The sequence below is a fragment of the Akkermansiaceae bacterium genome, assembly GCA_019634595.1.
Classification (GTDB): Bacteria; Verrucomicrobiota; Verrucomicrobiia; order Verrucomicrobiales; family Akkermansiaceae; genus Luteolibacter.
The window spans coordinates 131,414-150,062 of sequence record JAHCBC010000007.1 but is presented as its reverse complement, the minus strand read 5'-3'; the positions used below and the strand labels follow the sequence as shown (position 1 = coordinate 150,062).

15 protein-coding genes and 1 CRISPR repeat array (1 of these 16 only partly in view) are annotated in these 18,649 nt (G+C 58.9%); of the genes, 7 read left to right on the top strand and 8 right to left on the bottom strand.

What is annotated here, in order from left to right:
- Positions 1–964: a CRISPR direct-repeat array (repeat unit 31 nt; unit sequence GTCGCCCCTTCACGGGGGCGCGGGTTGAAAC); it reaches 2,111 nt to the left of the window's first position.
- A gap of 91 nt (positions 965–1,055) precedes the next feature.
- Entirely contained in the window at positions 1,056–1,214 is a 159-nt protein-coding gene (locus KF712_21130; protein MBX3743503.1) for a hypothetical protein, read from the bottom strand.
- A gap of 189 nt (positions 1,215–1,403) precedes the next feature.
- Here KF712_21130 and KF712_21125 point away from each other — a divergent pair, with 189 nt between their 5' ends.
- The 3 genes from KF712_21125 to KF712_21115 all read left to right on the top strand — a co-directional run bounded on the left by KF712_21125 (position 1,404) and on the right by KF712_21115 (position 8,369).
- Positions 1,404–4,352 (top strand): multicopper oxidase domain-containing protein, encoded by a 2,949-nt coding sequence (locus KF712_21125; protein MBX3743502.1) that lies wholly within the window; start codon positions 1,404–1,406, stop codon positions 4,350–4,352.
- A gap of 72 nt (positions 4,353–4,424) precedes the next feature.
- Positions 4,425–5,108, top strand: a complete 684-nt coding sequence (locus KF712_21120; protein ID MBX3743501.1) for an SCO family protein — start codon at positions 4,425–4,427, stop codon at positions 5,106–5,108.
- A 36-nt stretch (positions 5,109–5,144) separates the two neighbouring features.
- Complete coding sequence (locus tag KF712_21115) at positions 5,145–8,369, top strand: hypothetical protein (protein MBX3743500.1); 3,225 nt, start codon at positions 5,145–5,147, stop codon at positions 8,367–8,369.
- Between the two features lie 13 nt (positions 8,370–8,382).
- Here KF712_21115 and KF712_21110 read toward each other — a convergent pair whose 3' ends face one another.
- Positions 8,383–8,748: an IS5 family transposase gene (locus tag KF712_21110; protein MBX3743499.1), complete on the bottom strand. Its 366-nt coding sequence runs from the start codon at positions 8,746–8,748 to the stop codon at positions 8,383–8,385.
- Between the two features lie 200 nt (positions 8,749–8,948).
- On the opposite strand from KF712_21110, the gene KF712_21105 reads away from it, so the two are divergent.
- The 4 genes from KF712_21105 to KF712_21090 all read left to right on the top strand — a co-directional run bounded on the left by KF712_21105 (position 8,949) and on the right by KF712_21090 (position 11,157).
- Complete coding sequence (locus KF712_21105; protein ID MBX3743498.1) at positions 8,949–9,221, top strand: transposase; 273 nt, start codon at positions 8,949–8,951, stop codon at positions 9,219–9,221.
- A gap of 20 nt (positions 9,222–9,241) precedes the next feature.
- Positions 9,242–9,895 (top strand): transposase family protein, encoded by a 654-nt coding sequence (locus tag KF712_21100; protein ID MBX3743497.1) that lies wholly within the window; start codon positions 9,242–9,244, stop codon positions 9,893–9,895.
- The gene (locus tag KF712_21095) at positions 9,876–10,187 is read left to right on the top strand and encodes a transposase (protein ID MBX3743496.1); all 312 of its coding nucleotides are present in this window, start codon (positions 9,876–9,878) and stop codon (positions 10,185–10,187) included. Before KF712_21100 ends, KF712_21095 begins: the two co-directional genes overlap by 20 nt.
- 215 nt (positions 10,188–10,402) lie before the next feature.
- Positions 10,403–11,157, top strand: a protein-coding gene (locus tag KF712_21090; protein MBX3743495.1) for an IS5 family transposase whose coding sequence is annotated in 2 segments (ribosomal slippage) — positions 10,403–10,742 and positions 10,742–11,157 — 756 coding nt in all. Because the reading frame shifts where the segments join, the coding sequence is not laid out codon by codon here.
- A gap of 1,058 nt (positions 11,158–12,215) precedes the next feature.
- Here the strand turns inward: KF712_21090 and KF712_21085 are convergent.
- From KF712_21085 to KF712_21060, 6 genes are all read right to left on the bottom strand, one after another.
- Positions 12,216–13,406 (bottom strand): hypothetical protein, encoded by a 1,191-nt coding sequence (locus tag KF712_21085; GenBank protein ID MBX3743494.1) that lies wholly within the window; start codon positions 13,404–13,406, stop codon positions 12,216–12,218.
- A 471-nt stretch (positions 13,407–13,877) separates the two neighbouring features.
- Entirely contained in the window at positions 13,878–15,080 is a 1,203-nt protein-coding gene (locus KF712_21080) for a site-specific integrase (protein MBX3743493.1), read from the bottom strand.
- Between the two features lie 222 nt (positions 15,081–15,302).
- Complete coding sequence (locus KF712_21075) at positions 15,303–15,755, bottom strand: hypothetical protein (protein ID MBX3743492.1); 453 nt, start codon at positions 15,753–15,755, stop codon at positions 15,303–15,305.
- A 642-nt stretch (positions 15,756–16,397) separates the two neighbouring features.
- On the bottom strand, positions 16,398–17,237 hold the full coding sequence (ispE, locus tag KF712_21070; GenBank protein ID MBX3743491.1) for a 4-(cytidine 5'-diphospho)-2-C-methyl-D-erythritol kinase: 840 nt from the start codon (positions 17,235–17,237) through the stop codon (positions 16,398–16,400).
- Entirely contained in the window at positions 17,234–17,959 is a 726-nt protein-coding gene (locus tag KF712_21065; protein ID MBX3743490.1) for a polyphenol oxidase family protein, read from the bottom strand. The genes ispE and KF712_21065 overlap by 4 nt, the downstream gene beginning before the upstream one ends.
- 24 nt (positions 17,960–17,983) lie before the next feature.
- Positions 17,984–18,445: a MarR family transcriptional regulator gene (locus KF712_21060; GenBank protein ID MBX3743489.1), complete on the bottom strand. Its 462-nt coding sequence runs from the start codon at positions 18,443–18,445 to the stop codon at positions 17,984–17,986.
- Positions 18,446–18,649 lie beyond the last annotated feature (204 nt).

Genomic DNA, 18,649 nt, shown 5'->3' with positions numbered 1-18,649 from the left:
GAGGACCTTCGTGAAGACTTTGTCGCCCCTTCACGGGGGCGCGGGTTGAAACATGTAAGACGTTGGTTGCCAAGACGTATAAGTACGTCGCCCCTTCACGGGGGCGCGGGTTGAAACTCGCGCCCAGAATACCCCTCCCGCATCCCAACCTGTCGCCCCTTCACGGGGGCGCGGGTTGAAACATCGGGGACCCAGCGGTCGTCAATGCCAAGATTCGTCGCCCCTTCACGGGGGCGCGGGTTGAAACAACGTCGGGAAGCCCTCGCACTACACGGGACGGCGTCGCCCCTTCACGGGGGCGCGGGTTGAAACCAGAAGGAAAGGTATATCGCGGGTATCAGCGGTGGTCGCCCCTTCACGGGGGCGCGGGTTGAAACCATTTCTTGAGTCCGTAGAACACCGCGAATAGAAGGTCGCCCCTTCACGGGGGCGCGGGTTGAAACGGCCTCCTTCTTGGCCTCCTCCTCGCGGGCTGCTGGTCGCCCCTTCACGGGGGCGCGGGTTGAAACCCACGACACCGCCATTTCATTGCGTCCGCCGCGAGTCGCCCCTTCACGGGGGCGCGGGTTGAAACCGGTGGATCCGGTGATCTTGTAGAGGTCGCCCAGAGTCGCCCCTTCACGGGGGCGCGGGTTGAAACTCCTCCAGCTTCGCGCGTTCCTCCGCCGTCTTCTGTCGCCCCTTCACGGGGGCGCGGGTTGAAACAGGTGGTTGCCATGAGCTGCCTGGATTGCATACGGTCGCCCCCTCACCGGGGCGCGGGTTGAAACATGAAAAAGGGTCTGATCTATCTGGTCGCTTACAGTCGCCCCCTTACGGGGAAACGGGTTGAAACACCTGCAGGAAATCCTCCGGCGTCCACACCTTTGTTGCCCCTTCACCGGGGTCGCGGGTTGAAACTATCCAAGGCGCGGAACCTGTAAAAAATGCATCAGTCGCCCCTTCACGGGGGGCGGGTTGAAACATGAAGTCGCTCTACGGACAGGTGGAAGCGGCCGGTCGCCTTCAGCTCCTTCGCCCTGGAGTTGAAAAAGGGAGACTTTATGGGAACCCAGTCACACTTTGCCGTCATGCATGGCCGCCATCTCCAACCAATCTACCAGCGTCTTTCCGGTCGCCGCAATGTAACCCCGCCACTCGGTCCACGCCTTTCTCACCAGATTCCCATCCCTCCAGATCACCGTCCCGTAGGACTCGATCTCTCCGGAGGACACCGCACCGTTAGATTGTAGATTGTTATTGTTTTTCTAAGGCAAAAAAGTTAAGTGGTATTGTAAGGCCGAAGGATGTTATTAATTGGATAATTATGTCCGATTGGCTTTCTGGTCACTGAGAAAAAGCATATGAAAATTTCCCGGCGAAGTTTCATTCAGGCTGCATCCGCCTCGGTTGCGGCAGGTTCGGTGAGTTCTCTTTCTGCAGCCGAGATCAGGGTGGCGGAAACCTGCGATGGCAGCGTCTCCACGGTGGCAGATAGTTTTACCGATGGGAACGAGATAGCTCGCCAGATCCCGATGAAGGCGCTCAATGATCTGGGTGGCGGGGCCATCGGGCCGGAACTTCCGGAGGGGTGGACGGGGAGATTTGCGATTGGCGGTGGGCCGTGCGGAATCGCCAAAGAGTGGGGCCCGTCGCATCCGCACCGGGGGGAGCCGGGTTCCGGAGAGACGGATATGGCGGAGTTCCTGGATGATGATGACCCGCAGGAGGCACAGCGTTTGCTTTCACTGGTGAAAGAGTTCGGTCAACATCCGGAGAACGGCGGTGCGCGGAAGCCGGTGGAATATTATCAGATGGGGATTTCTGTGGGGGAAGGACATATCCTGACGGATAAGCAGCGGCAGAAGATCACGGGAGATATGAAGACGCCGACGGCGTTCCTGGGCTACCATGGATGGAAGGAGGCACCGCAGACACCGGGACCCATGTTCCAGGCCCGGTTGGGTAGGCCGATGGTGGTGCGCTTCATCAACCGGGTCCAGGACTACATGTCCGTGCATCTCCACGGCATGCATGGGCCGGCGCATTCGGACGGTCATCCCGCCTTTGTCATCCCGAAGGAATATGAACACTCCGCAAAGGACGGAGAGCTGGGATATGGGTCGAATTTCCGGGATTACTTCTACCCGCATACCGTTCCGGCGAAGCAGGGGATGGAAAGGAAGGAGGGGGAGGGGGTGCCAGGCAGCCAGAAAGACACCGACCATCTGGACTATTCGGAGAGTCCCTCCACCATGTGGTATCATGACCATTCCATGGATGTCACCGGGCCCCACGCATACTTGGGGTTGGCGGGGTTCTGTCCCATCTTTGATGATATGGAACTCAGGTTTCTGGGAAACGGGGTTCTGCCTTTCTGTCCGGGGAAAGGAAAGGTCTATCAAAACCTGAAGGGTGCCCATGACAAGGATGCGGGGGACGGGACGGATGCGGCCGCACTGGATGAGATCTTCGAGGCGCAGAGGGGGAACTTCCTGGATCTGTGCATGGTGTTCAATGACAAGTGTCTTTCCGTCAAAGGGAAGACGCCCGGTGTGGACGGCAACCAGTTGCTTTATTCCGCGAAAGGGCACAACGGCCACCTGGGCAACGTGGTGCTGGCGAATGGAAACCTCACCCCCCACAGTTATGTCCTGCCCAGGAAGCTGCGATTGAGGATGCTGAATGGGTCGAACGCCCGCATCTACAAGATGGCGCTCTTTCTGAGGCTGGAAGGCAGGGATGGAAAATACCGTTCTTCCCCGATCGACGGGAAGGACCCGGACACCAGAAGATACGGTTCCGGGAACGCGGGCCTGATCCGGCTGGGGAAGGTGATGCCGAAGGAAAAGCCGGAGTGGTTCCGCATCGGCGCGGACTCCTGGCTCTACCCCAGGCCGGTGGCGCAGAGGAATGTCCTGCTGGCTATGGCGAACCGGGCGGACATGATCGTGGATTTCGGCGCGATACAGGACTGGGTGAAATCAAAGCTGGGAGGCAAGATCCCTGCGGACAGGCAGGTGGCGGTCTATCTCTGCAATCTGCTTGACCAGGAGAACGGCCGTGGTCCGAAGGTAAAGCTGGATGAGGCGCAGGGGCGGGAACCGGCGCAGGGGCTGGGGGGGGCGATCGGCGTCCCCATGGTGTCGGAGGTGGAGCGTGACAGTGACGGGGCGAAGGGTGAACTCAGCCAGCCATGGCCGGTCATGAAATTCATCATCACGGAGAATCTGGAGAAAGTCAGTCTGCCCAAAGGTCTGACACTTTCGGGCATGGGCTATACGGCTCTGGCGGAAATCCCGGACGCGTCGGTGGCGCTGGGCTCCGCGCAGGGACCGGGCGAGGGCGGGGCCATCCTGCGGCCCCACCGCGGGCATGACAGCCATGTCCCTGTCCCGGGGAAACCGCCGCGTGTCCGGGATGTCCTGTTCCACCGCGGCGGAGGTATCTGGAAAGTGAATGACAGGATCATTGATGAGTTCCGGAGCAATTTCGTCCCGAAGCTGGATGCCGGGGAATATTGGGTGCTGGAGAATGGCGGGGGCGGGTGGTGGCACCCCATTCACATCCATCTGGAGTCCCACCAGTTGCTCGAATATCTTGAGGAGTCCGGGATCGACGAGGCGCGGGATACCTTTGGCAAAGTGATCGGCCAATACCGGAACCAACTGCCTGCGGATGCGGATGCCCGCAGGCAACTCGAAGCGATCCTTTCGGATCTGGAGTCCGGACTGCGCGAGATGCGGGAAAACCCCGAGGATGGGAAAAATGACAATCCTTCCCCACAGATGGGCTACACCCGGGAGCGGGTGCGGGCGTTGGACGCCTTCATCCGGCTCCAGACACTCACGTCCGGGGGCGGTATGATCCGACCGCTGGATGAGGTGGTGAAACAATTCGATGCAGGCCTGCGCGTGGAGGACTTCCGCCTGTGGCGGGACATCGAAGTGCCGGAGTGGTATAGATACAAGTCGGACACGACGGTGCTTGGGCCGCGCACGCGGGCGAAGGTGTTCATGCATTTCCGCACCTTTGACGGTCCGTTCGTCTTCCACTGTCATAATCTGGAGCATGAGGACATGCGTATGATGCTCGTGGTGGACCCACGCGCGAAGCCGGTGAGTTCGGTGCAACCACCTACCGGCAACGGCGACCGCCATAGCAATGATGATGTGCCGGTGATCTACAGGCACCCGTGGAGATTCACCCGCAACGGGAATACGGAAGGCCCGGACTACGACAAACGTCCGCATGCCGACCGGTTGGAAGGCGGGCAGGTGGGCAAGACCCCCGCCTGGGACCAGCCGCCTCCCGGCAAGGATGAGACACCACGAGCCCACCCCATCTGGGGTGGGTGGGATCAGCACCTGTGACGTCCCCCCATCCCTGAACTCTTCCGCACGCCTCCGCCCATCATTGACCTATCTTTTCCACCGACATCACTCATGGACACGATCCTTCCTGAGAACAAGCTGAACCGCCGCGCACTGTTGTCTCCGGTGGCGTGGCTGGCCGCTTCATCCGTACTGGCGGCTGCGGGGAATGAGACGGAGGAAACTCTCACCCCTCCCGCCCCGCAGGCTGGCGGCCCGGCGGAGGGTATCACCCGCCTGGATCCCGCGACGGGTGCCTTGTTGAGCATGGAGACATGGCCGGACTTTGCACTGACGGATGCAAAGGGCCGCGTGGTGGATCTCCACCGCGACCTCATCCAGGGAAAGACGGTCGTGCTGACTTTTTTCTACACCAACTGCAAAGGCAGTTGCCCCGCCACCACCGGCAGGTTGGTCGATCTCTGGCATGCCATGGGGCCTGCAACCCGTGAGCGCGTCCGCTTCATCTCCGTCTCCGTGGAGCCACACCTGGACACCCCGGCCGCGTTGGTGGAGTGGGCGTCTGACACGGTGCCGGACGGTGCGGACTGGCATCTGCTGACCGGGGCCCTGGCGGACATCACCCGGCTGCGCCACTTCGTCGGCTTCTACGACCTGGACCCGGCGGTGGATGCGGACCCGCGGCTGCACGCGGCCATGGTCATGATGGGGAATGACCGGACCCACCGCTGGCTTTCACTGCCCGCAGAGTCCTCCTCGCGGCAATGGCGCTCCACGCTGTCGCGCTGCCTCTGAACATTTTCAATCCCATCTTTATAACCCCGATTCGCCATGAGATCCCGCTCCTGCTTCCTCCCCGGCCGTTTCCCGGGTGTTGTTCCGCTGGCATTCACCGTCCTCCTGTTTTCCTCGGCGGCGTTCCTCCTCAGGGCGGCGGAAGACCCTGTGAAAAAGCCGGTGGAGCCGAAGCCGAAGCCTTTCCGGGAGCTCAAGGAGGACCCCGCCTACAAGAAGGCGGAGATCTACGACAGACCACACTCTCCCATGCCATCCGGAGAGGGGCAGAAACCGGAGGAGAAAAAGCGCTGGGAAGAGCACAAACGGGCCATGCACTACATGGCGGCGAAGCGAACTCCGGAGAATAACCCGGACCTCCGCTCCGTCGTGGAGTGGCTGAAAGACGTCGGCGGAGCAGACCGGTCACAATCAGCTTTTGAGGATGTGGCCATGCCCGGCGGCACGGAACTGACCGTTTTCCGTCCGAGCAACCTGGACGCCTTCCTCAACACCGGAGAGGATGAGGCACAGCGGACGGCCGCCCTGCAGGCCGCCATCGCCTTGGGCAAGGCGTTCTTCTGGGACCCTGCGTTCAGCAGTGATGGGGCCATCTCCTGCGGGACCTGCCACTATGCGGCCGGTACGGACCACCGAATCGATGGTGTGGTCGGGCTGCCGGCCAACCTGGGGCTGCGAATCCCTTTTCCGGACATGAGAAAGCCGGACCACCGGAACAGATATACCCCTTACAAGCTCGATGCCAGCGACCTGGCTGGCAACGTGGAGACGCCGCGCCCGAACGATGGCAAGGGGGTGTTCGACCCGGTGAGCATGGTCGGCTTCAAGACCGGTAAAATCATCGGATCCCTAGGGATCCAGCGCAGGATTTTCAGTGGCGTCAGGGATGGCGGCGGGGAGAACTGGGTTTCATTCCCGGAGACGAATGTGGACACATTCCTGCCCGTTGACGTGATGAATGCCATCACCCGGGTGGAGGGGGTATACCACCAGATCACCCCGCGGAATGCGGGCACCGTCATCAATGCGGTGTTCAATACCCGAAACTTCCACGACAGCAGGGCCAGCATGATCTTCAACGGCCAAACCTCCGCAGGGGTGTATGAGGACGAGAACGGGAACCTGGGAGGGCCGTTCATCTATCGGTCCGGTACGGCGGGAGTGGAGCAGGTTTCCACGTGGAGTCCGTTCAGGATATGGATCGACGGTCAGGGCAGGCGGAATGAAGAAAAGAACAACATCAACCCCTACTACATCACCAACGCGGCACTCGCCTCCCAGGCGGTGGAACCGGTGATCAGCGACCGGGAGATGTCCCATGCCGGACGCAGATTTCACCACATCGCACGGCGCACGCTCGGCCGCGAAATCCTCACGGGGCGGGCGATAGCGGAGGATGACAGCAGCCTCTCTCCCTACGCGGCCAGCCGGGTGGAGTATGGGCAACTCATCCGCACAGCATTCCGCAAGGAATGGTGGGATGATATGGCAAAGGTGAAGTTGCCGAAAATCAGCTACGTCCACACCGGGGAATCCACCACCGATGGTGCAACCGGGGACATGAAGGATCGGCAAAGGACCGGGACACCGCTCTCCCCTGAAGAACTGGAAAGCCTGCCTGTCTCTATGAAAGACGACTACACCCTGATGGAGGCCAACTTCGGCCTCTTCTGGGGGCTGGCGCTGCAACTCTACCAGTCCACCCTGGTTTCGGACGATTCCCGCTTCGACCAGGTCCAGCGTGCGCTCGGTTCCGCCCCGTCCGCTCCTCCAGCCCCGCGCTTCACCGCACAGGAACAAAGGGGCTGGGAACTCTTCGCCCGCCATGGTTGCAATGAATGCCACATGGGCGCGGAGTTCGCCGGCGGCAGCATTACGGAAATAGGCTTGATACCCCCGTGGGTCTGGGCGGATGAAGAAATGACCACCAAACGACCGACCGTGGATCCCTATCTTTCGAAGGAAGACGTTGAGGATGACTTTGCGGTGGAGGAGGACGAGCCATTGGACGGACCGTTGGACCCGGTGGATGCGACCCCATATGGCATCGAGGCGCTGGCGGTCTCAGGCCGCATGCTCGCTTTCTATGATGCAGGGAACTACGTGGTGGGCGCGTCCCGTTACGCCGACGGCACGGCGGGGGAGGCATGGACGGAGCTACGTATGGAGGACAGCGGCATTGGGAACAGATTCATCCCCCCAGGGTACTCCAGTCTGGCGAAAGAACTGCCTGTCGGTTACCAATCTCCCTTCGGCGTGGCTTTCAAACAGTTCGGCAACTATCTGAAGAATGGCACCCGGGGACAAGAGTTGGTGGAGATCCTGGGAGAGGGGAAGAAGGGACAAAACTACCTGGCGAGGACGGATTTTATGATGCACCGTCAGGTCAAGCTGAGGGAGCTCACCGGTCTTATACCCCAGGTTGATGGAGTGCAGGTTGACGGAGTGCAGAGCGCCGTGCTGCCTCGGACGGCGCTTAACTCCACCCAGATCCCGGAGATAGCACTGGGCCTCGCTGAGTCGCAGATCGAGAAGATGCTGCTGAAAAGAGAGAAACCTGTCCCCGTTCTGAATGAGATTCCGGACTACTCCATGGCACGCCGCTGGGTCGGAAGGATCGATGAAACCATCGGTGAGGCTGTGAAAAACGCGGCGGCGGCTACGGGGGGGCGGAAGGTTTATTGGAATCGGCAGGTTGCCGGGCTCCGGAAGCTGAAGGCAAACAAGGAACGCATATCCGACGCGGCCGCCTTCCGCGCGCCGACCCTGAGGAACATCGAGCTGACGGGCCCCTACATGCACAACGGCAGCCTGCTGACGCTGGAGGCGGTCATCGAATTTTACGCCGCCGGTGGACATTTCGGGCAACGTCCGGCGGCAGGCAAGCCCGATCCCCTTCCATTCGCCACCGGGGACATGCACCCGGAGATGCTGCCGCTGCCGCTTTCCCCCGCGGACAAAGCGGCTCTTGTGGCATTCCTGAAAACTCTGACGGATGAGAGGATCGTACTTGAGAAAGCACCGTTCGACCGCCCCGAGTTCCTGTTGCCGTCGTCTGCGGACACGCTGGTGGCTTCCGAGCCAGGCGCCACCGATGGAGCCCCTCCGGCGGAATCCGCGAAACTCCCGTCGGGCAAGCCCGCATTCATCAAGTTCCCTGCGGTCGGCAAGAACGGATCAGGCGGGAGGTGGATCACATCCTACGAAGACATCCTGAAAAATCCTACCATCAAGGGAGTTCCCGGAGCGCAGAGCTACTAGGCTGAATCGACATTCATTTCAACCAGATCATGGCTGCTGCGAGGTGAAGTGCGCCCATGAAATGACAATCAAGACGGTCGAACCGTGTGGCGATGCGCCTGAAGTGTTTGAGCTTGTTGAAGCATCTTTCCACCAGATTCCGCTGCTTGTAGATCTCTTTGTCGTAGCGGATGGCGCGCTTGAGGTTGACCTTTGAAGGGATCACCACACGCATCCGTTTGGCGCGCACCAGATCACGCAGCGCCCGGCTGTCATAGCCTTTGTCCGCGATGACCGCCTTGGCTTTCATGCCTGCAAGCAGTTCGGGTGCGCTGCTGATGTCGGCCGCCTGCCCAGGAATGAGAAGGAACCTTGGTGTGTTGAAACCATTCTGTGAGATTTGATGCCTCTACCGGTAGAGGGTGTAGGCAAGGAGTCGAAGCAAGGTTTCGTGGCGTTGGGTAATGTCGAGACGTGCGGTCAGGGCTGATCCACACAGACGCTTCATCCCGCCGATGAAGGATTCGATATGCCATTGGCCGCCGCCTGAAAAACTGGTCCACGGCGAGTGAGAGGATTTGATGAACTCAAATCCGAACCATGAGCAAACAGAAGAGACACACACCCGAAGAAATCATCCGGCTGCTTCGCGAGAGCGAGGCGAGCGGATTGAGCCAGGAAAAGTTCTGCCAGCAGAAGCAGATTTCGGTTCCGACGCTGCACCGCTGGCGGAAGAAATACGGCCAGATGGACGTCGCCGATGCGAAACGTCTCAAGGCCCTGGAGAAGGAAAACGCCGAGCTGAAACGGATGTATGCCGAAGCGATGCTGGGCAACAAGATCCTCAAGGAAGCCTTGGAAAAAAAGCTCTGAGCGCGGGGCGGCGACGTGAGATGGCTCGTCAGGCCACGGTCCGCAGGGGATGCAGCCAGCGGCAGGCGTGCCGGTTGTTTTCGCTGCACCGCGCCACTTTCCGCTATCGGACGAAGCTTCCCCGTCCGCCCCGCGCCGCCGCCGACGAGGCGGTGGTCGCCCTGAGTTTGGAACACCCGGAGCTCGGAGCCGACAAGATCGCCAGCATGGCCCGACGCGAGGGACATCGTCTTGGCAACCAGCGTGCCCGCCGGCTCCGCCGTGAGGAGTGCCTGGCGGTTCCGCCGCGCAAGCCGAAGGAAAGCCGGCGGGGCGAATCGACCGGAAGGCATCCACAGAAGGCGACGCACCGCGGTCATGTGTGGACGTGGGATTTCATCCACGACTGGACGCTGAAAGGCGGGGCGTTCCGGGTGCTGAGCGTGGTGGACGAACACACCCGCGAGGTGCTCGCGTTGCATGTGGACCGGCACATCGGCTCGCGCAAGGTGCGTGAGGTGATGGAGGGATTGATCGCCGAGCATGGACCTCCCGGTTACATCCGTTCGGACAACGGCCCCGAATTCGTGGCCCGGCATCTGCAGGAATGGCTGGGGTGGAATCGGATCCGGACGCTGTATATCGAGCCGGGCAGCCCTTGGCAGAATTGGTTTCGTGGAGAGCTTCCACGATAAATTCCGCGCCGAATGTCTCGCGAGGGAGCTGTTCTACACGCTCGGGGAAGCCCGGGTGGTGATCGGGGACTGGCGGAGGAAATACAACCACGTGCGTCCGCATCGGAGCCTGGGAATGCTGACACCCGCGGAATTCGCGGCGAAATGTGCCGCTGGGATTGTTGGCCGGCCGGGCTGCGGCACTTCCGGCTCCGACGAGTCGATGGAACCCATTCTCGCCGCAAGCCCCTCCGCCCGGCCTCATCGAGGGCCAAGAGGAAGCTTGAACCGGAAGGTCATCCAGCGTAGATGAATCCCCGAATCTTCTCACTCCGCCTGGACCAAAAACTCAACGGCGGCCAGAGGTTTCCGATCCTTTCTCTGCGCGGGTCGATGGCTAATTTGCCCACGGATCACCAAGGATCGGAAAACTGTTGAATCCGCTCATTGAATGTCGGGCAACGCCATTCTTAGGTTGAATCGACATTCAGACTTGTACGTTACCCGTGGCTTTGCTTCAACCTCGTCATGGCGAAACGCTATGAACTGAGTGAGACGCAATGGGTGCAGATCCGGGAGTTGTTGCCTGGCAAGTTGAGCGATCCGGGAAGGACGGCGGTGGACAACCGCAACTTCGTCAATGCAGTGCTCTGGGTCCTGCGCAGCGGGGCACGCTGGAGCGACCTGCCTGAGCGCTACGGCAAATGGAAAACCGCGCATAAGCGCTTCACCCGCTGGGCCAAGGCGGAGGTCTGGGAGAAAGTCTTCGCATCGCTCGTCAAGGACAGGGACAATCCGTATCTGATGCTTGATTCTACCATCGTGAAGGCCCACCAGCAGGCAGTCACAGGAAAAGGGGGGGCTCGGACCAGGCTGTGGGGCGTTCCCGAGGAGGACTGACAACCAAGATCCATCTGGTGGCCGACAGTGCGGGCCGCCCGTTGAGGTTCCTTCTCACTCCGGGGCAGGCGGCTGATATTACCAGCGCACCCGAGCTTCTGGCAGGGCTGAAAGCAAAGGCCGTCATCGCCGATAAAGGCTATGACAGCCGGGCGTTGCGCGATCTTGTGCGCGCCAAACGGATGCGCGTGGTGATCCCTTCAAAGGCGAACCGGAAGCGTGCCATCCGTTACGACAAGGAGATCTACAAACAACGGAATCTGGTGGAGAGATGCTTCAACAAGCTCAAGCATTTCAGACGCATCGCCACACGGTTTGACCGTCTCGATTGCCATTTCATGGGAGTCCTTCATCTCGCAGCGACTATGATCTGGCTAAAGTGAATGTCGATTCAACCTAGGAGGATGGTGTCATGCGCACCGGATCGCCCGTTACATCAATAGGCGATTCTCTGTGTTCGATAGGATCGGATCGATGCTAATTTACGGCGGTCTTCTTATAGCAGTATACTTTTCTGATCGGCTAGTTGAATCGTTCCTCCGTGCTGCTCTTTCTTCATTGGTAAGTTGCCGGTCATTCAGCTGTCCACCGGTAATGGTGAGCAAGGGTTTCTCGGGCATAGTTCGACCATTGCTGGCCAAACTGCGCGAATGCCGAGAGCGTTCCGTATAATGGAGCCGCAATGGGAACCCTTAAGCACACCTGTGATAGCAGGCACTCGAACCTATCCGGGGACTGTGGCGGTATTCCGGATTCAAGCAATTCAAGCGGTCACACTGATTACCCGCACCTTCAACTTCCTTCAGGGTGCGGAACCTCCTCCCTGTCACCCGTGCGCCTGGGTAAGCAGTGCGCAGTGGTGACAATGTCCGATATGGGTCGGACCCCGCGGGGCATTGAGAGATCTGCGCCCGCCCTTTATCGCTCGCCCAACCGGGAATCGCGCGGTGGACTAAGTAGATAAGGCAAATAGATTGTAGTCAAGATATGCTCCGGGAAGCTTCAATATTTATCACCTCTTTTATTTTTTGGGGCTGTGGGTCCGGATGCTTCTGGATATGGTGTCGTTTTCAGGAGAACGATTCGTATGAACATTAATCTTATTCAGTCTATGATCTCGCTCCGTATCCATGAATCGAGGTCGTCGCGTGCTATCCGCACGGAGGCACGTGTTCCCGGTCCGGAAGGTTGAACACGATAGGCTTTCAGCATGCCGGATTTTATCGCTGCCGAAACCGTGGGCGTGCTAAAGCCCGAATACCGGCCAGCCTGAGGTATAGAGAAGAATGCGGGCTCAATTCTTTCAACAGATGCCGATTTTCGTTCTTTGAATCTCACGGGAGAAAGGTGCGGGTATTATCCGGAGGGATCGAAACGACTGTAGGGGAGTTATTTGTCAATCAGCCCGCCTTCGGCAAAACTCCCCGAATCAGTTCTTGACTCAATCCGGCATTCTGCCGAATGCGTCCCTGAATGCTCTGCGGAGGGTGGCTTCATTGGCCAAGGTGTACTTGTGCACCTGATCGGGACCGACGAACAGTTCTCCGGTTGACGGTTTCACAACAAACATGAAATCCCGAAGTTTTTGGTAATCGGTTGTTGGCCCCAGTAGTTGACGGGTGTGCTTAAGTAACCTGCCCGGGGTAACGTTGCCTATTTTTCTGCAACGCTCCTTCCAAGCTGCAAGGAATTCTCCAAGCTTTTCATCGAAGGTTGCAGGGTCTGAAATCACCTTGAGAAATCGCTTCGCGGTGGAATTGTTCTTCGCCGCCTTTTCTTGAAGTTCTAAGATGCTCCAGCCGAAGAATTCGGTTGATCGTCCTATATCGAAGTTTACTAACTTTTGATCATTTCCTCTAGCGCACGGGATATAGAGAGGGACGGGATGATCAAGCCCACCAATCTGGCGTTTTAAGATTTTTGGATCACCGGTTATGGCATAAATAACGATCTCTTCGGTGATTTCTGCGTGCAACCATTCGGGAACCAAGAATATTTCACGAAGTGCTACCACGCTCCTCGCCTGACACTTCTCAATCATGGCGCGCTTGAATTCGCCCCACCGCAGGCCCAACGCCGCGCTCATACCACATACTGCATCCGCATGACTGACGAGATCTTCGATTTTCGGAAGCAGAGTAGTGAGTCCGGTGAACGCGGGCATGTTACCTTCGAACGAGCCTTCCGGTATTTTGCATTCTAAAGTCTCGGCAAGTTCTGCCAGGCTCATCGATCTCGCAATGCTTTCAGCGATGATGCCATCTTTCACGCAAATCCGAAGTGCCTCTTTCGCTTCGTCCAGAGTAAAGTGCCCGTCTTCCCGTCCCCCGAGAGTCTTCTCTGGGAAAGGCGCCCCTCGTGCCATGGCCTCCCTGTACAAAACAGCTCGCCATATTCCTCGTGCGAACCGGGTCCTCGCTTCGTCGATCTCTTCCGGTTCCAATTCAGATTTCGCCAAGTCTTTCAATCTGGTCACGTCCTCGAAACCTTCAAGACTGGCGACCCAGCGCAACTCTTCCTCAGTCCACCAGGATTCCGGAGGTCCGTTGAAGCGCCGTATGATTTTTTGCAAGCTGGCGATAAGGATCGTCGTTTGCGATTCGGGTGCATTTTTCAAGCGGGCATCATCCATGCTCACACTACACCTCCTCGTGTATTTTCGCTGGCCTGCCAAAGGTGACTTTTCATAGGGAAATAATTTGCCCTAGTGAGGGAGGGTTCAAGCCACCATGTGAAAATGAACTAAAAAGAGTGTCAATGGTCTTGATAAAGTGTCCGCAGTTTGGGCGACCATGCATACATGGTCGCGTTATTTCCCCAGCTTCGGCTTCAATGGTGATTCAAGAATTTCTCGATCCGACGAGTTCATTCCTCCTCGTGTTAAGGATGTCATGCGGGAAAAGAGGTGACAAAGGACGCGTTGGAAAGTCCGAACGAAATTTAGAGGAACCGGAGAATGCTAGAATGCATCCAGAGCGAATCTCTGCCGCTCCTGGCTGTGGCTGGTTTAAAAGGGACAGGCTTTTCCGCCCGGTTGACCATCATCATCCTCCTAGGCTTGAGCATATGGTCACCGGCCCCGACATAGAGGTTATCTGCTTGATCAATGGCCCGACCCGAATCCGGTCTCAAGCGGCATCCCAAGATCCGGCAGGACCGAAATTGCTCGATCTAATGCCTCGTCGTGGTGGGTGTATTTTGCGTGTATTTTGCTGCTCCCGTGACCGGTAAGCTTCTGGCGGACATCCGCGTGGACGTCGGCCTCGGCGAGCCATGACGCGAACGTGTGCCGCAGACTGTGGAACGAGCGTCTGGCCTTGATTCCGCCCGGCAGCACCACGTCCCGGGGAACACCTGCGCTTTTCATGATGCGTGTGAAGGTTGTGCTCAGGGTGCCGGGAACCCGTTTTGAGAGAACGGGGAACAAATGCCCCTGCTTACCTGCAATCCACGCCAGGCAGGGGGGAGTCAGAGGAACGGTGATGGTCTTCTTGCTGCGCTTTGTTTTTTGGGGACGGATGACGATTTTCGTGCCATCTATGTGCTCGCGGGACAGGGAAACCACATCTCCGAGCCGAAGTCCGGTGTGAGCGGCAACAAGGATAGCCCCCTGCCATTCTGTGGATGTTTGCGGATGATCGATCATTCTCCGAACTTCTTCGGCGGTGAACGGTGCTCGTTCGGTCGAATCGTCCTGCGGGAGAGGCTTGATACCCGTCGCTGCATTGGCGTTGGCCAACCCGGCGGTCACCGCCGTATGGAGAGCACGCCGCAGTGCGGCAAGGACCATGTTCACAGTTGACCCCTTCAGGCCTGACTCCTTGAGTTTCGCCAGTGCTTTCTGGATCTGGATTGTGGTAAGATCACCTACGGCGGCCGCAGACGTCTTCGGCCCGAGCGCGTTGGTGACGTGGCGTTTCATGTCTGCGTAGACTCCGGCGGTGCTGACAGAAACATTGGGCTTCTGTTGCTGAATCCAGTTCTCAAGGTGGTTCGCGAGGCTCACGACCCTGAAATTCGGATTTGAGAGTCGATGAAGGCGAGTCACCAGTTCCTCGGCACGCGATAAAGTCAGCTCACCGGCTGCGGCTTCTCGAGCAGCTGTTTCGATGATCCTGGCGAAAGCGCGTGGAAGGGTTGATGCTTTTCTGGCGGAATCTCGTTCCTCCGTCTCAAAACCTGCAGCAATCCGTTGCGCTTCCCGTTTGCCCGAGCATCCGGTATCTCTCGAAGTACGGATCCCATCCGATGTTTTGAATTTGGCGATCCACGTCTCGCCACCGGGTCTTTTGTAGAGCGTCGCCATGCCCGTAATCTGTAGACACAAATGAACAAAAATGAACCAAAAAGTGTCTACATGGTTCATAAGTAGCAGGTAGTTAGGGCTTGATGTTTAATAGGTCGTTGGTTCGATCCCAACCGCCGGAGCCATTTCAAAGGCCTGAACCTCAATGGGTTCAGGTTGTTTTGTTTTCGGAGATTTAGCCCGTGTGGGCTGTGTTTGAGGGCTGCTTCGGGAAAGTCGCTGTCATGAGTTGCTTGGCTTCAGAGGCTGATGTGGGCGGAAAGCGAAAGTCCACAGAAGGCCTGCCCATACCGGAAGCAAAGAGAGCATCATCGGCATCAGGCCGCCCAAGCTGACTCCTGTGGCTGCGGCGATACTCATGCCCATGGGCGACAGCCACGACATGCCTACAATCACCAGGAGGACAAGTGGCAGAAGCGAGCAAATCGTCAGAATCCGAACGCCCCGAATATGAAGGCGCATCAATCCGATGCTGCCGACCGCCACACCGATCGCGATGATTGCCGCGATCGTTGAAAGGGTCACGTACCACTCAGTGAACCGGGGAGGCGTATCCGGTGGTGGCGAGGAGAAGATGCTGGAGGCGGCGACAGCGACATACCAGAGGCAGAACAGCGCACATGCGAGTCCCAGGAAACTCACCATCCGACATAGATACTTTGGCAGGGTATTCATGGCCTTGGGTTGGCGGGAGGTCACTTGGGGGTGAACCGTGCAATCAAGGGCACTCAGGCATCCGGGCAGTAAAACAGAATCCCCATTTCACTGGAAGCAAATAGATTGATGGGACTTTCCGGATGCTTCCTACAGCGATGCCTCTGCATGGGCGGCCGCAGGTGTGAATAAGATTAGTGTTCTTTTGATCAGTTTCCGTTGATGCGGCGCTTGGATTGGGGTTCAATGGATTCATCGCGACGAGCTTCCCGCGAACGCCCGCATTTCCCGTGAAAACGGGTCGGTTCGTTCAAGGGAGACGGGTTCCGAGCGAGTTGGCCCGCCTTCAATGACATCGCGGGGAAACCGGCCGAGTTCCATATCCCTCCCACCTCGACAACATCAACGGGAGGACAACCGAGTGGCAGGGGCTAGGTCCGCACGCCACCCTAAACAAGGTGCGGAGGGTCACCCTCTTCCACAACTCCATGCAGGCAGGTCACTGTCCCATGGGGGGAGGGGGGGTATTGCCCGAGGAGTGCTTTCCATCCGTGTCGATCCCCGACTTTTCCCCCGCACATACCCGCGATTCAAAAAAAACGCCCGATCCGGATCGAAAACCGCGCCATCTGGAATGAGCACGGAAACGGTGGAACTCCCGCATCAGGCACCGGTGAGACCGCTCCATGACCACAGATGGGGATCCAGGGCGGCGCGGGCCTGATGAGCGACGATTTCCGCATGGGATGGGTCTTTCAGGACTGCGAAAACCGTGGAGCCGGAACCGCTCATGAGGGCACCTTCGGTGGCGGGGTGATCCAGCAGCCATTGCTTCAGCTCCGCCAGGAAGCGGTGCTTCGCGAAGACCGGCCGTTCCAGGTCGTTGACGAGTTCCCCGAAGGGAAACTCCATGGGCTGATAGCGGATGCCCGGGATGGCCGTGCCACTGGCGAAGCGTCCGTAGGCGTCCTGGGTGGACACGCCGAAGGATGGTTTGAAAAGCAGGACGGGGAGGGGATCAAAAGCCGCCGCGGGCTGAACGATCTCACCCCGCCCGGTGCACCAGGATGGCTCCGGGGTGAGGAAAAACGGAATGTCCGAGCCGAGCCCGCCCGCGATGTCCATGAGCGCCGCCATGTCCAGTGGGTCACCGTGCAGGGTGTTGAGGGCGATGAGCGTGTGGGCCGCGTCGCTGCTGCCGCCGCCGAGACCGGCACCATGCGGCACCCGCTTTTCGAGATGGAGGTGGAAAGGGCAGGGTTTGCCGGCGGCGGCCTCAAAGGCGCGCACGGCTTTGACGACGAGGTTGGTCCCGTCCACCGGCAGGGAAGGATCATCGCAGGTGAAGGAAAATGCCTCCGCAGGGGTGACGGTGAGCCGGTCGGCGAGTCCGGGGAGCGTCACCATCAGCGTCTCCAGCTCATGGTAGCCATCGGGGCGCTTCCCGCGGATGCGCAGGGAGAGATTGAGCTTGGCGGGGGCGTCGAGGGTGAGAGGCGTCATGGCAGGTGGTGGACCTCCTCCTTGCGGATCAGCGCCATCATCCGTCCGGTGATGCCTTTCTCCATCCGGTAGCTGTAGTGCTTTTCCAGATCCGCGCCGGTGTTTTCCCCGAGGTCGTGGAAATCCCGGACGCCGGCGGCACCCGCCTGTCTGCCGATCTCCGCGGCGAAATCCACATCATACTGCGGAGGCCGGATGCACGGACCGAGCACGACGGTGACGTTTTCCGGGCGTGTTCCGAATTTCAGGCGCATGGTTTCGAGCGCATGGGCGAGGATGTTGCCCTCGGTGCCTTTCTTCCCTGAATGCAGCAGCCCGATGGCACCCGTCGCCCTGTCCGCGAGCCAGATGGGACCGCAGTCCGCCACGTAGATCGCCAGCACCACGCCGGGTTCGTTGGTGAGCAGGCCGTCCACACCTGAGACCACCGGCAGGCCGTCGGGAGCGTCCATCGTGGCGGTGCCGGGGACGATGGCCACCTCCGTGCCGTGGACCTGCTCCGCACGCCACCAAGCTGCCCCGATGCCCGCGAACTCCTCCACGGCCGCTTCATGGATGGGCCGGAGCTGTTCCATCGCCACGGTGCGGTCACCCATGATCTCCAGTCCGGGGATCCGGCCGATCCATGCGGCCCGCACGCCGGGGATGGCGTTGATAGGGTCTAAAAATGGGAGCGCCTCCGTCACGCGGGGACCGTAACGGAGGCACTGAAGCTTCGCCAAGCTGTTTTCAGGGGCGGGCGGCGGTCATGCGATCGCGCGGCCATGGATGGCACGCTTCGTATGCTCGACGGTTTCCGCCTCATCTTCATCCATCCCTGCCAGAATACCGGCGAGATCGGTCGCAATCTCCTTGCGCATCTTGGAAACCAGTTCGGTTCCCTTGTTGGTGATGCGCACCATGATCTTGCGGCGGTCTTCAGCGGCATGCATGCGCTCAACATAGGACAGTTTCTCCAACCGATCGACCAGGCCGGTGGCGGCTGCGGTCGAGTGGCCCATCTTCTTCGCGATGTCGGACATGGTCAGATAATCTTCGCTGGACAGATAGGTGAGGAGGAAGAACTGCGGAAACGAGATGTTACCTTTGTTGAGTTCTGTTGACAGGTTCAGGATGCAGCTTCGTTGTGTGAACAGGACGAAGTCAGCAAGTCGGTCTGCGTCGGCTTTCACCGACGAGGCCGGGGCGCTCGATGTACTCAGTTTCATTATGGCTGGTTGTAGTGTTCATGTTTGGGGACATGTAAGGGAGCACAGCCATTGCGAAACCGAAGCTACCCGGAGAACCGGATAGTTATCAACCCTAAAGTTAAAGGATTTCCAAAATGGCTGCACTGTTTTCAATCGGGACGAAAACCTTTTATAAAAAAGCAGCTAATTTGGAAAGAAAAGAAATTGGGAAAAGCTAACTAT